The sequence below is a fragment of the Gemmatimonadaceae bacterium genome (assembly GCA_037721215.1).
Taxonomy (GTDB): Bacteria; Gemmatimonadota; Gemmatimonadetes; order Gemmatimonadales; family Gemmatimonadaceae; genus UBA4720.
Genome location: JBBJNV010000024.1, coordinates 60,809 through 75,728 on the forward strand (window position 1 = coordinate 60,809; position 14,920 = coordinate 75,728).

The 14,920-nt window shown below is 60.7% G+C and carries 16 protein-coding genes; 15 read left to right on the forward strand and 1 reads right to left on the reverse strand.

Translation table 11 applies throughout. The features are described from left to right. Positions 1-64: 64 nt before the first annotated feature. From WKF55_13330 to WKF55_13360, 7 genes are all read left to right on the forward strand, one after another. Positions 65-1,423, forward strand: coding sequence for a hypothetical protein (locus tag WKF55_13330; GenBank protein ID MEJ7760559.1), 1,359 nt, complete (start codon positions 65-67; stop codon positions 1,421-1,423). Between the two features lie 77 nt (positions 1,424-1,500). Further along, the gene (locus WKF55_13335; GenBank protein MEJ7760560.1) at positions 1,501-2,979 is read left to right on the forward strand and encodes an HD domain-containing phosphohydrolase; all 1,479 of its coding nucleotides are present in this window, start codon (positions 1,501-1,503) and stop codon (positions 2,977-2,979) included. Beyond that, the gene (gene trpA / locus WKF55_13340) at positions 2,945-3,742 is read left to right on the forward strand and encodes a tryptophan synthase subunit alpha (protein MEJ7760561.1); all 798 of its coding nucleotides are present in this window, start codon (positions 2,945-2,947) and stop codon (positions 3,740-3,742) included. The genes WKF55_13335 and trpA overlap by 35 nt, the downstream gene beginning before the upstream one ends. Before the next feature lie 5 nt (positions 3,743-3,747). Continuing rightward, positions 3,748-4,566, forward strand: a complete 819-nt coding sequence (gene panB, locus WKF55_13345) for a 3-methyl-2-oxobutanoate hydroxymethyltransferase (GenBank protein MEJ7760562.1) — start codon at positions 3,748-3,750, stop codon at positions 4,564-4,566. Continuing rightward, positions 4,547-5,440 carry a pantoate--beta-alanine ligase gene (gene panC / locus WKF55_13350; GenBank protein ID MEJ7760563.1) on the forward strand — a complete coding sequence of 298 codons (894 nt, stop codon included), beginning with the start codon at positions 4,547-4,549 and terminating at the stop codon, positions 5,438-5,440. The genes panB and panC overlap by 20 nt, the downstream gene beginning before the upstream one ends. After that, positions 5,430-5,972 (forward strand): hypothetical protein, encoded by a 543-nt coding sequence (locus WKF55_13355; GenBank protein ID MEJ7760564.1) that lies wholly within the window; start codon positions 5,430-5,432, stop codon positions 5,970-5,972. Before panC ends, WKF55_13355 begins: the two co-directional genes overlap by 11 nt. Then, positions 5,969-6,400, forward strand: a complete 432-nt coding sequence (locus WKF55_13360) for a LytR C-terminal domain-containing protein (GenBank protein ID MEJ7760565.1) — start codon at positions 5,969-5,971, stop codon at positions 6,398-6,400. The genes WKF55_13355 and WKF55_13360 overlap by 4 nt, the downstream gene beginning before the upstream one ends. On the opposite strand, the gene rlmN is transcribed toward WKF55_13360, so the two are convergent. Then, positions 6,329-7,435 carry a 23S rRNA (adenine(2503)-C(2))-methyltransferase RlmN gene (gene rlmN / locus WKF55_13365; protein MEJ7760566.1) on the reverse strand — a complete coding sequence of 369 codons (1,107 nt, stop codon included), beginning with the start codon at positions 7,433-7,435 and terminating at the stop codon, positions 6,329-6,331. The two genes, WKF55_13360 and rlmN, sit on opposite strands and share 72 nt — an antisense overlap. A 74-nt stretch (positions 7,436-7,509) precedes the next feature. Here rlmN and aspS point away from each other — a divergent pair, with 74 nt between their 5' ends. The 8 genes from aspS to WKF55_13405 all read left to right on the forward strand — a co-directional run. Beyond that, positions 7,510-9,303, forward strand: coding sequence for an aspartate--tRNA ligase (gene aspS, locus WKF55_13370; GenBank protein ID MEJ7760567.1), 1,794 nt, complete (start codon positions 7,510-7,512; stop codon positions 9,301-9,303). Positions 9,304-9,322: 19 nt separating this feature from the next. Further along, positions 9,323-10,249 carry a PhoH family protein gene (locus tag WKF55_13375; protein MEJ7760568.1) on the forward strand — a complete coding sequence of 309 codons (927 nt, stop codon included), beginning with the start codon at positions 9,323-9,325 and terminating at the stop codon, positions 10,247-10,249. A 7-nt stretch (positions 10,250-10,256) separates the two neighbouring features. Further along, complete coding sequence (ybeY, locus tag WKF55_13380; protein ID MEJ7760569.1) at positions 10,257-10,700, forward strand: rRNA maturation RNase YbeY; 444 nt, start codon at positions 10,257-10,259, stop codon at positions 10,698-10,700. Further along, the gene (gene meaB / locus WKF55_13385) at positions 10,684-11,745 is read left to right on the forward strand and encodes a methylmalonyl Co-A mutase-associated GTPase MeaB (protein MEJ7760570.1); all 1,062 of its coding nucleotides are present in this window, start codon (positions 10,684-10,686) and stop codon (positions 11,743-11,745) included. Before ybeY ends, meaB begins: the two co-directional genes overlap by 17 nt. Continuing rightward, on the forward strand, positions 11,742-13,451 hold the full coding sequence (locus WKF55_13390) for a methylmalonyl-CoA mutase family protein (protein ID MEJ7760571.1): 1,710 nt from the start codon (positions 11,742-11,744) through the stop codon (positions 13,449-13,451). The genes meaB and WKF55_13390 overlap by 4 nt, the downstream gene beginning before the upstream one ends. A 62-nt stretch (positions 13,452-13,513) precedes the next feature. Continuing rightward, entirely contained in the window at positions 13,514-14,203 is a 690-nt protein-coding gene (locus WKF55_13395) for a methyltransferase domain-containing protein (GenBank protein MEJ7760572.1), read from the forward strand. A 101-nt stretch (positions 14,204-14,304) separates the two neighbouring features. Beyond that, complete coding sequence (locus tag WKF55_13400) at positions 14,305-14,730, forward strand: cobalamin B12-binding domain-containing protein (protein MEJ7760573.1); 426 nt, start codon at positions 14,305-14,307, stop codon at positions 14,728-14,730. Between the two features lies 1 nt (position 14,731). Beyond that, on the forward strand, positions 14,732-14,920 hold a 189-nt coding region (locus WKF55_13405), incomplete at its 3' end, for an acyl-CoA carboxylase subunit beta (protein MEJ7760574.1).

Genomic DNA, 14,920 nt, shown 5'->3' on the forward strand with positions numbered 1-14,920 from the left:
TCGACCTGTTGCGTGTTTTCTGCAAGGCGGTCCGAGCGCATCAGTTGTACTTGACCAACATCCGATGCATTCGCGGGCGATCGAAGCGTGCCGGGCTGCATTCTGCTCGCTCTGGGATGAGACAGAACAACTCACGCTCCAGGTTACAGAGACCGGGTTTGTCTGGCTCGGGCAGATCGTTCTCGAGGAACAGGGAAGGACTTCAGACAGCCTCCCGTGGCTCTTCTTCAAGGATGGTGTGCGCGAGCTTTTGTTTCGCCGGGAGTTCGAGGCGGAGGAAATGCTCCGGCTGCTGACGCTGATCCAGCGCGCAAGGCTTGCGTCGGCCGACGATGACGACATTCTCACCCTGCTGTGGGAGCAGCATTTCACTTGCCTGCAGTACAGGTACGTGGATCTGGCCATGGAGGGCGGCGCTCCTCTCGAGAGCACACGCGGGGAGCAGTTCGAAAAGGTCGTCTCGCCTCGCGAGATAGAGCAGGAAGCGCAGGTGCTGGCATCTTCATCCATCGCCCGTATGGATGAGTACGATTCGACGCTTTATTTCCTCGACGATAGAGAAATCGACTGTCTCCAGGGCGAGATCCGGCGCGATTTTTCGTCGGATCTGCGAACGAACGTTATCGCGTCGCTGCTGGATACCTACGAGCAGGAAGCCGATCCCACGGTACGCGAGGAGATCGCAGGAATCCTTGACGGATTCTTCCTCCTGCTGCTCTCGCTGGCACAGTTCAGAAGCGCTGCATACCTCATTCGCGAAGCTGTGGTGACCGGGGGGCGGGCTCACGAGATTCTGGACGCGCAGCGCCAGCGCTTTGTACAGCTGTCGGACAGGCTGAGCGAGAAAGAAGCGCTCGAACAGTTGCTGCACGCACTCGAGGAGACCCCGCTGCGGCCTCCTCAGAATGACCTGAACGAACTTTTTGCGCAGCTGAAACCCGTTGCGTTGTCGACTGTCCTTTCGTGGATTGGACGCAGCCGCAATGCAGAACTACGCGCATTGCTGGAGAATGCGAGTTCCCGCCTGGCGGCATCACATACAGCCGAGCTGGTCCGATTGATTTCTTCCGATGACGACGTTGTCGCCTTAGAGGCAATCCGTCGCGCCGGGTCGCTGAAAACCAGCGCAGCGGTCGCTTCAGGACGACGATCGGGAAATCCGCATCTCGGCGGTGAGACTGCTTGGTATTCGAAAGCATCACGGCGCGGTTTCCGGCATCGAGGCGCATATAAAAAACCGCGCTCTCAAGGATGGAACACTCGCAGAAAAAATGGCGTTTTTCGAAAGCTACGGCGCGCTCTGCGGCGACTCCGGCGTAGCGCTGCTGAACGACATTCTAAACTCCAGGAAGCTGCTTGGCCGGCGCGAAGACGGCGAGATGCGGGCGTGTGCAGCGATGGCTCTCGGCAAGGTCGGAACTGACCGGGCGATGAGCGCTCTCCAGGGCGCGCTAGCCGATCGCGATGTGCTGGTTCGCAACGCCGTCAGCAGGGCGCTCCGTGGCTGAACAACCTGCCGAACGGCCGCGTCCGGGACTCGCGAGCGACGCAGCAAGTGCAGCTTATATCCGAAAGCGTGGCCGCGATTTCATCGTGTCGCTTTATGGAACCCTCCGGGCAATCAAGCTCTATCCGGTAGAGCACACGGCGGTGCAGAAAACTCTCGCCGAGCTTGCCGGCATTGCGCAGGAAATTGCGCTGCGCGAGCGTGAACTCGAATTCCGCGTCTCGGGCGAGTTCATCTTCATCAACTCAACCCGGTTGCGCCTCGATCTGACCAATTACGCAAGTTTTGGATATCTGTTGCGGCTGTGCCGTGAATCGGGGATCGGTACACTCCGCGTCCTCGTCGATGCGACGCCTCGGAGCTGGCTGGTGCTCCTTTCGCTCATCCACGCGGGAACGACCGAGGAATCGCAGGAGAGGCTCGACGAGATCCTGGCTCATTTGCACTCGGCCGGTGTCAACGACCTCGAGATCGCGGGGCCTGTGGAGCACGAGTCCCACCTCGAATCAGCAGAGGAGTTACGTCAGGCGGCCACCCGTACCTACACGCAGTCGGTAGCGGCCACGAAAGACGTCATCAACTCCGTTCGCATGGGACGAACGCCGAGCATCAAGAAGATCAAGCGGGTGGTGCAGGGCATCGTCGATCAGATTCTCAACGAAGAGACGTCGCTCATTGGCCTCACGGCCATCCGCGACTACAATGAGTATACGTTCACGCACAGCGTCAACGTCTGCATTTTTTCCGTCGCCCTCGGGAGGCGGCTGGGCATGACGAAAATCCAGCTCTTCGATCTCGGGTTATCGGCCCTGATGCACGACATCGGCAAGTCACGTGTTCCCCTGGGATTCCTGCATAAATCGGCCGAGCTGTCGGTAGATGAGTGGAGACATATTGCTTCCCATCCCTGGCTTGGAGTTCTCGTGCTTTTCCAGCTTCGCGGACGGTATGACGATGTTTCGTACAGAGCGATGACAGTTGCCTACGAGCATCACATGCGCGGCGACATGAGCGGATACCCCAAGCCTGTTCGGCCCCGGTCGATGAGCATGACCAGCAAGATCGTTGCGGTCGCCGACGGTTACGACGCCGCAACTTCGCGACGGGTATACCAGACCATTCCCTATCCGCCCTCGGCGGTGCTGCAGGAGATGCGCGACAATCCGAAACGCGGCATGGATCCCGTAGTCGTGAAGGCCTTCATCAATCTGCTTGGCATCTATCGGGTGGGAACGCTCGTCGTGCTGGGCACGTTCGAGCTTGCCGTCGTCCATTCGGCTAATCCGAATCAGGGCGCACTATCGCGTCCAATCGTCCGGCTGGTCAGCGACGCGCTCGGAAATATCCTTCGGCCCGCAGTCTCGATCGACCTTGCGCAGCAGGATGGCAACGGCGACTATCCCCGCACGATCATCAAGACTGCTGACCCGGAACGCTATGGCATCAACGTTGGCGATTACTTCATCCAGTAAAATCGATCAGCGCTTCGCCGACCTCCGGGAGAGCGGCGGGAAGGCACTTGTCTGCTACGTCACTGCCGGCTACCCCGACATCGCCCAGTCGCTGGAGCTGTTGCAGGAATTGGAGGAAGCAGGAGCCGACGTCATCGAGATTGGCGTTCCGTTTTCGGATCCGATTGCCGACGGGCCGGTAATTCAGCAGAGTTCGCAGCATGCTCTGGCGGCCGGCATGAACCTCGACCGTGTATTGGACCTCGTTGCGCGGGCAAACGTCGCGATTCCGACCGTTCTCTTCAGCTATCTCAATCCGCTTCTTGCGGCAGGAAAGGATGTGCTGTCTCGAGCCGCCGACGCCGGAATCGACGGGGTGCTGGTGACGGATCTGCCACTGGGCGCTGACAGGGAAAGAGAAGACTGGCTGGGGGAAAGTGGGCTCGCCTTCATTCGGCTGGTTGCGCCAACGACGCCCGCCGGCCGGATGTCAGAGATTGCCCGCAACGGAAGCGGCTTTGTTTATCTGATCAGCCGTCTTGGAGTTACCGGCATGCAGAATGAAATCGCTGCCGATCTGCCTGGCACGGCAGCGCGACTGCGGGCCGCCACGGAATTGCCGATCTGCGTCGGCTTCGGTGTATCCCGTCCAGAACATGCTCGCGCGATTGGCCGGATCGCCGACGGTGTGGTTGTAGGCAGTGCACTGGTTCGCGCGACAACCGAGGGCGTCGAGAGCGCGCTGGTGCTCACGCGCTCGCTTCGTGCGGCGCTGGATGGGTAACGTCGATGGCTGAAGGAGGCACTCCCGGCAGGAAAGTGACGATCAGAGAGATCGCGAAGATGAAGCCGGAGGGACGCAGGATTGTCGTCGTCACTGCGTACGACGTGTTGTTCGCCCGCCTCGTCGACTCCTCGGGAGTCGACGTCGTGCTGGTTGGCGATTCAGTGGGTAACGTGGTGGCAGGGTTCGAAACGACGCTGCCCGTGACGCTCGACAACATGATCTACCATGGCTCCGCCGTCAGGCGCGGTGTACAGCGTGCATTACTCGTCGTCGACATGCCGTTTCTCACGTATCAGGCAAGTCAGGAAAGCGCGATCCTGAACTGCGGGCGGGTGATGCAGGAGACCGGCGCCGATGCGGTTAAGCTCGAAGGCGGCAGCGCAGAGATAGTCGCGACGATTGCCGCGCTGACGCGAATCGGGATTCCGGTAATGGCTCATCTGGGATTTACGCCTCAGTCCATACGGATGATGGGGATGCGTGTACAGGGAAGGGAAGCATCGGACGCCGACAGGATGGTGGAGCAGGCCAGGGCGATTGAAGAGGCAGGCGCATTCTCGATCGTTCTCGAACTGGTACCAGGCGCGTTGGCCGCTCGTGTGACCGAATCCGTATCTATTCCGACAATTGGCATCGGAGCTGGTCCATCCTGTGATGGGCAGGTGCTCGTGTTACCAGATCTGCTGGGGCTCAACGAGAGTTTTTCGCCGCGTTTTCTCAAACGCTACGCGGAACTTGGCAGTGTCGTTCGGAGCGCTGTCGGCAACTATGCTGATGAAGTGAGGGCTGGTCAGTATCCGAGTGCCGACCATAGCAACTGATATGGTTCGCGTTTCGACGGTGGAAGCTTTGCGCGACTCGCTGGCGGATGTCCGCAGGAATCGCAGGACAATTGGATTTGTGCCGACAATGGGCGCGCTTCACGCCGGCCACGCAAGCCTGATCGATCGCGCCCGCAGCTCGTCCGACATGGTCGTGACGAGCATCTTCGTCAACCCTCTTCAGTTCGGCCCCAGCGAGGATTACACTCGCTACCCGCGGCCTATCGAGGATGATGAGAATCTGGCGCGCGCCTGCGGTACAGACGTGCTATTCACGCCGACCGTCAGTGAGATGTACCCAGTGCAACCCACAGTAACAATCTCCGCTGGCCGGGCTGCCGCGAGATGGGAAGGCGAGATACGCCCGGGACACTTCGATGGCATGCTGACGGTAGTGGCAAAATTATTCAACATGGTGAACCCACACTTTGCCGTATTCGGGCAGAAGGACCTCCAGCAGGTTGCACTCGTCGGCACGATGGTTCGCGATCTCAGCATGACGTTATCAGTGATCGTCGCGCCCACGGTGAGGGACGAAGCCGGGCTTGCGATGTCGAGCCGTAATCGCTTCCTGACGACGGCGGAAAAAACGCGTGCGCTCGTTCTCAGACGGGCGCTGAATGCTGCGCGGTTGGCGTACCGCAATGGGGAAACAGATCCCCGCGCACTCGAAGCGGCAGGGATGGATGTATTCCGCCTGGAGCGCGAGGTGCAGATGAATTATTTCGCTGTCGTCGACCGGCAGACGTTCGAGCCCGCTACCGGCGGAGAGTCACGGGAACCCGCCGGAGTCTGGGCTGCGATTACCGCAGCGCGGGTGGGCGAAACGCGGCTTATTGACAATGTGATCCTCGACCAGACAGATGGAAACTGACGCCAACGGGCTTCCGCTCTGGGCGACGATCGGGTCAAAGCGGCTCGCTCACATAGAGCGCGTGACTTCGCTCCTGCGGGCCTGGGCGTCGGCCATGCGGCTTGACGCCAGCGAGGCCAACGCCTGGATAGATGCGGGCGCATGGCACGATGCGCTTCGGGATGCAAGCGATGCCCGGCTGCGCGAGATCACCGGCGACAAAACGACGCCTGCGGCTTTGCTGCATGGCCCGGCCGCCGCCACATTGCTCGAGGCAGACGGTGAACGCCGCGCGACAGTGCTCGATGCGGTGCGCTACCACACCGTCGGCTCCGCCAACTGGGGCAGAACCGGCAAGGCGCTTTACATGGCCGATTACCTGGAGCCAGGCCGGAAATTCTCGCGGGAAGACAGGCATTTTCTTGCTGCCCAGGTGCCTCATTCCTTCGATTCGGTGTTTCGCCAGGTCGTACGATTCCGGCTCGACTGGTCGGTTCGCGAAGGCAATCACATTTTTCCGGAAACGGTCGCTCTCTGGAATAGTCTGAGGTGAAGCCGGGGCGGTGGATCGTCCTGGCCATCGTTGTCGCGACCGCCGGGTGGTACGGTGCCCGTTTTTATAAGGGCTCCCATGTATTTGGAAAGCCTGCCGCTGCTGAGGTCGTCGCCGGGCGGCTCGTGCCGCCGAATATCCGCATCAAAGTGGAAGTGCTCAACGCTACGCGGACGCGAGGTCTGGCCCGCCGCGCCACGCTCTTTCTGCGCGACCGCGGCTTTGACGTGGTCGCGGTTGGAACTGCGCGCGAACAACGCTCCCAGACGCTTGTGATTGACCGGTCGAATCACCCCGCATGGGCCCAGCTCGTAGGCGGTGCGTTCGGCGCACGTGTGGAATCCCGGCCCGACAGTCTACGCTATCTGGATGTTACCGTGCTCGTCGGCGCTGACTGGCGCCCGCCGCCGCTGCCGTTCTACCCTTAGCTGGCCGCAGGCAGCGGCGATGTCCTTGCCGCGGCTTTTCCTGATGGCAACCTCAACTCCGCCGGCCCGGATGCCTCGTGCAAATGCGGCGATGGCCTGAGGAGCGGTGGGAGTAAAATTGCCCGCTCCTCCGGGATGAAGCGGTATCAGATTGACGAATGCCCTGCATTCTCTCGCGAGCGTGGCAAGCTGGATCGCGTGTTCGGGTTGATCGTTGACATTCTGCAGCATTACATACTCGAACGTCACCCGTCTGTCGAACGCTTTCGCCGCCTCGACGACCTCCGCCAGCGGATACCTCGTATTGATCGGCATCATCGAGCGCCTGAGGGCGTCTGTGGGAGCGTGGATCGAGATAGCCAGCCGGAACTGCTCCCGACGGTCACCAAGTGCGACGATACCGGGGAGTATCCCGACCGTAGAAACCGTGATGTGCCGCGCGCCGATGCCAAACCCCGACTCGTCGTTGAGAATCGTGAGGGTCGCGCCCACCGGCGCCCAGTTCATCAGTGGCTCACCCATGCCCATGAAAACGATATTGGTCGGCTGACGGCCCAGCAGCATCGCCGCCTCCCGCGCCTGCCCCGCAATTTCGAAGATCCGCAGGTTGCGCGAAAACCCCATCGCTCCCGTCGCACAGAATGAGCACTGCAATGCGCAGCCGGCCTGAGACGAGATGCAAAGGGTCAGTCGTGACCCCTCGGGGATCGAGACGGTCTCGATGTGTTCTCCATCTGCAAGCCTGAACAGGAATTTTTCCGTTCCATCCGCCGATTGTTGCCTCGCTGAAAGCGAGAGGCGGGGTATCTCGAACGCTTCCGAGAGGGCATCGCTGAATTCCCTGGGCAGGCCGGCCATGTCCCCGAATGCATTCACCGGCGATTTCCAGAGATGTCGCATCACCTGTGTCGCACGGAATGGTCGCTCTCCGACGGTCAATGCAAACGCGCGCAGCGCAGCATCTGCTTCCTGCGGCAGCATATCCAGCAGGTTTATGCGCTCCGTCGAGTTGGGCACCGCTACGTCGTCCGTCACCGCCACTCCTTCCACCAAATGTATGCCACCCTTAAGTTTAACCAGTTGAGACCTCATCTTCATCCGCTCAATTATTGATCGACGAAAGCGTCTTTACCACCGCCCTCCGCTCTCACAGGGCCGGGTCGCTGCGCGCCGAAAATGCGGGAACTGCGGTCTCGGTCGCTGGCTGGGTTCACCGATCGCGAAACCTCGGCGGGATTGTCTTCGTCGATCTCAGAGATCGCGCGGGTCTGCTCCAGGTTTCGTTCGATCCCCAGTGGACACCGCCTGAGGTAATCGCTGCCGCGACGAGCCTGGGCAGCGAAACTGTCATCCGCGTGACGGGCGAAGTCGCAGCGCGCCCTGCCGAGATGCGAAATGCCGACATTGCAAGCGGCGCGATCGAAGTCCGGGCCAGCAGTCTCGAGATTCTCGGTCCAGCCCGCACGCCGGCAATACCCGTTGCGAGGGGCAAAGGCGAGAAGCTCGCCGCCGAAGAGCTTCGGCTGCGCCACCGGCATCTGGATCTCCGGCGCTTCGAGCTTCAGCATAACATCATTCTGCGGCACCGCCTGCTGCAGTCGACCAGGCGTTATCTGGATGAACATGGGTACCTCGAGATCGAGACGCCCATTCTGACTAAGCCCACTCCTGAGGGAGCGCGGGATTACCTGGTGCCAAGCCGCGTGCACCAGGGGGAATTTTACGCATTGCCGCAGTCACCTCAGCTGTACAAACAGCTGTTGATGGTGTCCGGCTTCGACCGATATTTTCAGATTGCACGATGCTTTCGCGACGAAGATCTGCGAGCGGATCGGCAACCCGAGTTTACGCAGATTGACATCGAGGCTTCGTTTGTGACGCCCGAGGATATTCAGTCGCTCACCGAGACTCTGCTGGTAACGCTGTTCGCCGACGCTGGCCTCACAGTCCAGACCCCGTTCCAGCGCATCTCGCACGCAGAAGCGATGGAAAGCTATGGTTGCGACCGCCCCGATCTGCGGTATGGGTTGCGGCTCTTCGACGCTACGGATTCGTTCCGCAACGCTGACTTCGCAATCACGCGTGCTGCGCTCGATGAGGGCGGCAGGGTGCGCGGGATCCGCGTCCCCGGGGGCGCGACGATGTCGCGCAAGCAGGTGGATGAACTCGAGTCCATCGCGCGGTCGGCCGGTGCCACGGGGCTTCTTCGCCTCAAGCGGGTGGGGGGGGTGCTGGAGGGGCCAGTGGCGAAATATGTCGACACGGCTGCAGCCGAACGACTCAATCTTGAAGACGACGACCTGTGCCTGCTCGTGGCTGGAGCAGACGATAAGACAAGTCCCGCGCTGGACAGGGTGCGTCAGGACATTGCCCGACGGCTGAATCTTGCGGCTGACGCTGCAGTCGAAATGGTCTGGGTCACGGACTTTCCGCTGTTTGGCGCCGATGCAACCAGGGGCGGCCTCACGTCGGTGCACCACCCCTTCACGGCGCCGCATCCCGGCGATATCCACCTGCTGGAATCCGCGCCCGAAAGGGTAAGAGCCCTGGCGTACGACATCGTGATGAATGGCACCGAGCTTGGCGGCGGAAGCATGCGCATTCACGACCCTGACACCCAGCGTCGAATACTCTCGCTGCTCGGAGTTTCAGATGCTGAAGCCGAAGAGAGATTCGGGTTCCTCATCGAAGCCCTGGGCGCCGGTGCCCCGCCACACGGCGGTATCGCGCTGGGATTCGACCGGATCACGATGATGCTTGCCAGCGCGCCGTCGCTGCGCGACGTGATTGCATTTCCCAAGACCACTGCCGCGCGCGCACTTTTCGAAGGCGCGCCCACTCCGGTGAATCCGGACGACCTCAAAGCGCTTCATCTGGAGATGAGCTCTGCCGAACGCGACTGAAGAACAACTTGTCGAGCGAATGTCGACCGAGGGCGCCGACATGCTGACGCTCGCCGGAGTGAACGACGAAAATCTGATCGAGCTATCGAAGCAGAGCGGCGCCAGGATTGCGCTGCGCGGCGACTCGCTGACCATGTCCGGTTCGCAGGAGGTGATTAACCGCGCGACGCCGATCGCCCGCAGGATGATCGAGACAGCCAGACAGCAGATGCCGCTAACTGCCGATGACGTTCTCCGCATCAGCATCGAGACGCCGCGCGACGGGGGCGGCGGCGACGCTCTCCAGCGAATCGTCCTGCCCGGTATCCGCAAGGTCATTCAGCCAAAAACGAACGGTCAGAGTGAATACCTGAAGCTCATCTCGGAGAACGATATCGTCGTTGGAATCGGTCCTGCGGGTACAGGCAAGACGTATCTGGCAGTGGCTGCTGCAGTCGATGCACTGGCACGAAAGAGAGTAAAGCGAATCGTGCTTGCGCGTCCTGCAGTCGAGGCCGGCGAAAGCCTCGGTTTCCTGCCTGGCGACTTGCAGGCCAAAGTCGATCCGTATCTGCGGCCCCTCTACGATGCGCTGGAAGACATGATGCCACCTGAGCGCGTTCAAAAGGCGCTGGAAACGCGTACCATCGAGATCGCCCCGCTGGCCTACATGCGCGGACGCACACTCGCCGACGCTTTCGTGATTCTCGATGAAGCGCAGAACGCGACCAACGCCCAGATGAAAATGTTTCTCACGCGGCTCGGCGTTAATTCGCAGACGGTGATCACTGGCGACAAGACGCAGATAGATTTGCCGCGCCGCGAGGACTCCGGTCTCGTCCAGATCGAACGAATTCTTCCGGGTATCGACGGAATCGGTTTCCAATATCTGAACGACTCGGATGTCGTTAGACATCGCCTCGTGCGGGAAATCATCAAGGCATACGCTGACGACGCCGGCAACTGAGCGGACCATGACCGGTTCTGGCATCGTTGTCGACGTGTCGTCCAGCGTCAGGCGTCTGCCGTTAGCGCCGGGCCGCGTTAGAGCCCTCGTCGAGACGACACTCAGAGCGGAACGCATAGCAGACGCAATGGTATCCGTCGCGTTCGTCGGTACGACGATCATGCGGCGAATGAATCACGACTACCTTGGCCATCGCGGGCCCACCGACGTGATCTCGTTTGGCATGGGACGCGAGCAGTCAAGCTTGCCCGCGGTTGGTGACATCTATATTTGCGTCGACGTTGCGCGGCGGAATGCGAAACGGCTTGGGATCGGTTTGCGCGACGAGCTGTCCCGATTGGTAGTGCATGGCGCTCTCCATGTCGCTGGACTCGAGCACCCCGAGGGCGAATCACGCACCACATCTCCAATGTGGCGCAGGCAGGAGCGAATCCTTGAACGCCTCCGCTGAACTACTGCTTGGCGAGTTTGCCGCCGGAAAAATTCCAGCCCTTGCTCGAGCGGTAAGCATCGTCGAGAACCAGCGACCCGGCGTTGATGAAATACTGGGCGCGCTGCATTCAAAGCTCGGAAATGCACGCCGCATCGGCATCACCGGCCCGCCAGGTGCGGGTAAGAGCACAATCACGACATTGCTCGCGGAACAGTTCAGAATCGGCGGCCTCACCGTTGGAATCGTTTGCGTCGATCCAACGTCGCCATTCACCGGTGGTGCACTGCTCGGCGACCGGGTGAGGATGGAACGCGTGGCGCTCGACCCCGGAGTGTTCATCCGATCGATGGCGACCCGGGGCTCGCTTGGCGGTCTGGCGGCGTCGACACGCGAGATTTCGGACCTGCTCGACGGGTTTGGATTCGATCGGATCATCATCGAAACTGTCGGAGTCGGGCAGTCGGAGCTTGACGTGGCGCGGACAGCAGACACGACAGTGGTGGTGCTGGTTCCTGAATCCGGCGATTCAATACAGACCCTCAAGGCGGGCGTGATGGAGATTGCGGACATCTTCGTCGTCAACAAGGCTGACCGCCCCGGTGCAGACAGGCTGCGCAACGACGTCGAGCTGATGCTGGGGCTGAGGAAAGGCGCCGCGCACCCAAAGGTACCGGCGCATCACGGAGTCGATCTGAAGCGGTTGGAGCGCACACCACTGAGGGCCACGGAAGCCACGGACAATGCGCGCTGGACTCCTCCAGTGCTCAGTTCAATAGCCGCCAAAGGAGAAGGGATCACGGCCATCGTAGAGTCTCTCGACCGGCACTTCCGTTATCTTGAGAATACCGGCGCGCTGCGGGAGCGACGGCGCGAGCGGCTATCTGAAAGAGTCATTGAAGTGGCCGACCGCCGAATGCGGCGACGGCTCTGGGATACACCGGGAGCCAGGGGTTGGCTCAAGGGAAGAGTGGATGAGCTCGAGGCTGGTTCTGTTACACCATATGCCGTTGCCGACGATCTGCTTGCGGCGTACGGGCACCTCGTAACCGGGACAAATGCGTGACGTCTATCGATACTGCACCAAGCGCTGGTGACGAGCTCGCTGACCCCGATGATCTAGCGGCTGAAAACGAGCGGCTTCGTGCCGAGATTGGCGAGTGGAAACGCAGGTTCAGCGCTGCGCAGAAGCGGGACATCACGTTCGCGAATTCCGAGTCCGAAGTTGAGGCGGTTTACAGCGCGCTCGACATCGCGGGGTTGAGCGCGCGCGACCTGGGCGTTCCGGGAGGCTTTCCATATACTCGCGGAATTCATCCCACAGGATACCGCGGCAAGCTGTGGACCATGCGTCAGTTCGCCGGCTTCGGGAGCGCCCGGGATACCAACGAGCGTTACAAGTTTCTGCTGGCGCACGGCCAGACCGGGCTCTCGGTGGCGTTCGACTTTCCAACACTAATGGGATACGACTCGGATCACCCCCGCTCCGAAGGTGAGGTCGGAAAGTGCGGCGTTGCTATTTCCAGTCTCGCAGACATGGAAGTCCTGTTCGACGGAATACCGCTGGACAAGGTTTCCACTTCGATGACGATCAATGGTCCGGCAGTGATTCTGTATTGTTTTTACATCGCCGCCGCCGAAAAACAGGGAGTGGACGCGAAGGAGCTTCGGGGCACGATTCAGAATGATATCCTGAAGGAATACATGGCGCAGCATGCGTGGGTCTATCCCATCGAGCCGGCGCTTCGCCTGATTGTCGACTGCTTCGAATGGTCGGCACAGCACGTTCCCCAGTGGAATACCATTTCAATCTCCGGGTACCATATCCGCGAAGCGGGCGCAACTGCTGCGCAGGAGCTGGCCTTCACGCTTGCCGACGGATTCACGTACGTCGAACGCGGGATCGAACGCGGTCTGGACGTGGATTCGTTTGCACCAAGGCTTTCGTTTTTCTGGGACATTCACAACGATTTCTTCGAGGAGATCGCCAAGCTTCGTGCGGCTCGCCGCATCTGGGCGCGACACCTGCGGGGTCGCTACGGCGCGCGGGATCCGCGCTCGCTTGTCATGCGATTCCATTCGCAGACAGCGGGTGTCACGCTCACTGCCCAGCAACCGATGAACAACGTCGTCCGCGTCGCATATCAGGCGATGGCGGCGGTGCTGGGAGGAACGCAGTCGCTTCACACGAATTCAATGGACGAGACTCTCGCGCTTCCTACTGAAGAATCGGTCCAAGTGGCGCTGCGGACGCAGCAGGTTCTTGCCTTTGAGACGGGCGTACCTAACGTCATCGACCCGCTTGGCGGCTCGTATTATATGGAAGCCCTTACAACTCGTCTCGAAGAGGAAGCCGAATCCCTGTTTCGCCAGATAGAGGACATCGGCGGGGTGGTGCGAGGGCTCGAGACGGGATGGCTGCAACGCAAGATCGCTGAATCGGCGGCACGGCAGCAATGGGAGATCGAGCAGCATCGCCGAGTGATCGTCGGCGTGAATGAATTCGTGACCGATGAGCCGGAACTGACCATCCCGCTCCTGAAAATCGGTGATACAGAAGCGGAGCAACGCGAGCGGCTCGCCCACGTGCGGGCCACACGCGACAATGCCGTCGTGCAGACAAGACTGGACGCATTGCGCACCGCAGCCAGATCGAGCGAAAACATGATGCCCCACATCCTCGACGCCGCGCGCGCATACTGCACGCTGTACGAGATCAGGGCGGCGATGGAAGATGTGTTCGGGGCCTATCGCGAGCCCGTCTTCTTCTGACACCACACGCGGAGTGGTGGCAGTCTTATTTCGACTCGCAGTACTTACTTGAATACCAGCCGATCTTCACTCCGGGACGGGACAGGGCTGAGGTCGCAAGGATTGTCGATCTAATGGGCCTGCCGGTGGGCTCGCGCGTGCTCGATGTGCCTTGCGGTCAGGGGCGGCATGCACACCTGCTGGCCGAAGCCGGGTTTGCTGTTGATGGCCTCGATTATTCGAAGGATCTTCTCGCGATCGCACGAAAGCGCGGAATCAGTTCGCAGCTGAGATACTCGGCAGGCGACATGCGAAAGCTGCCTGGGAAGTGGACAGGCCGGTTCGATGTCGTCATCAATCTGTTCACATCGTTCGGTTTTTTCATGAACCCGCTGGATGACGCGCTCGTGGTGAGAGAGTTTGCGCGCGCGCTCCGACCCGGTGGAATGCTTATCTGGCATGGTGGCAGCCGCGACGGCGTCATGGCGCGATTTCTGGCGCGGGACTGGTGGGAAACCGAAGACGGAACGATCGTTGCGCATTCGCGGTCGTTCGATCCGCTGTCCGGCGTGCTGACGATCGAGTCGGTCCTCCATTCGGAAGGGAAACAAACCGGCAGGCGCGTTCACACGATACGGCTCTATACGGCCAGCCGCCTTGCAGAGCTTTTCAATGCCTCGGGGCTGATCGTGGAAGAGGCATACGACGGATTCACCGAGCGACCACTCACGCGCAGGTCCAGCGAGATGATGTTGATTGCAAGAAAAGAATGACGATGATCCATCATTGGCGGGACTGAGAGTTACTTGCGGGCAATTCGATGCGGGTGGCGCGTTGCCGCATCGGCTTTGTGAGCGCTAGCTTTGAACCCTGTATGAGACCAATTCGAGTTCTCGTTGCCAAGCCCGGCCTCGACGGCCACGACCGTGGCGCTAAAGTTGTAGCCGCCGCGCTTCGCGACGCCGGGATGGAAGTCATCTATACCGGCCTCCACCAGACGCCCGAGATGATTGCGACTGCGGCCGTACAGGAAGATGCCGATGTCATCGGGCTTTCCATTCTCAGCGGTGCCCACATGACTCTCATCCCGAGAGTTGTGCAGCTCGTTCGCGATCAGGGAAGGGACGACATTCTGATCACCGGCGGCGGCATCATTCCCCGCGAAGACATAGAGTCGCTTCAGGCGCAGGGGGTGGGAAGGCTGTTCGGGCCCGGCACGCCAACGACCGAGTTGATCGACTACATAAAAGAGTGGTTCGCCGCCCGCGAGGGCGCAGGCGCGGCGCCACCCGGCTCCTGAAGTGACGTCGCGTTTGCGCGAACTCAGCGCCGAAATCCGGGAGCTCGAGACGCGCGTTCGACTCGGCGGCGGCTTGGAGCGGACGGCCAAACTGCATTCGCAGGGGAAGCTCTCAGCCCGGGAGCGCGTGAACCGGTTGTGCGACGAGGGTTCGCGGTTCGTCGAGATCGGGTTGCTTGTCGCGTACGAT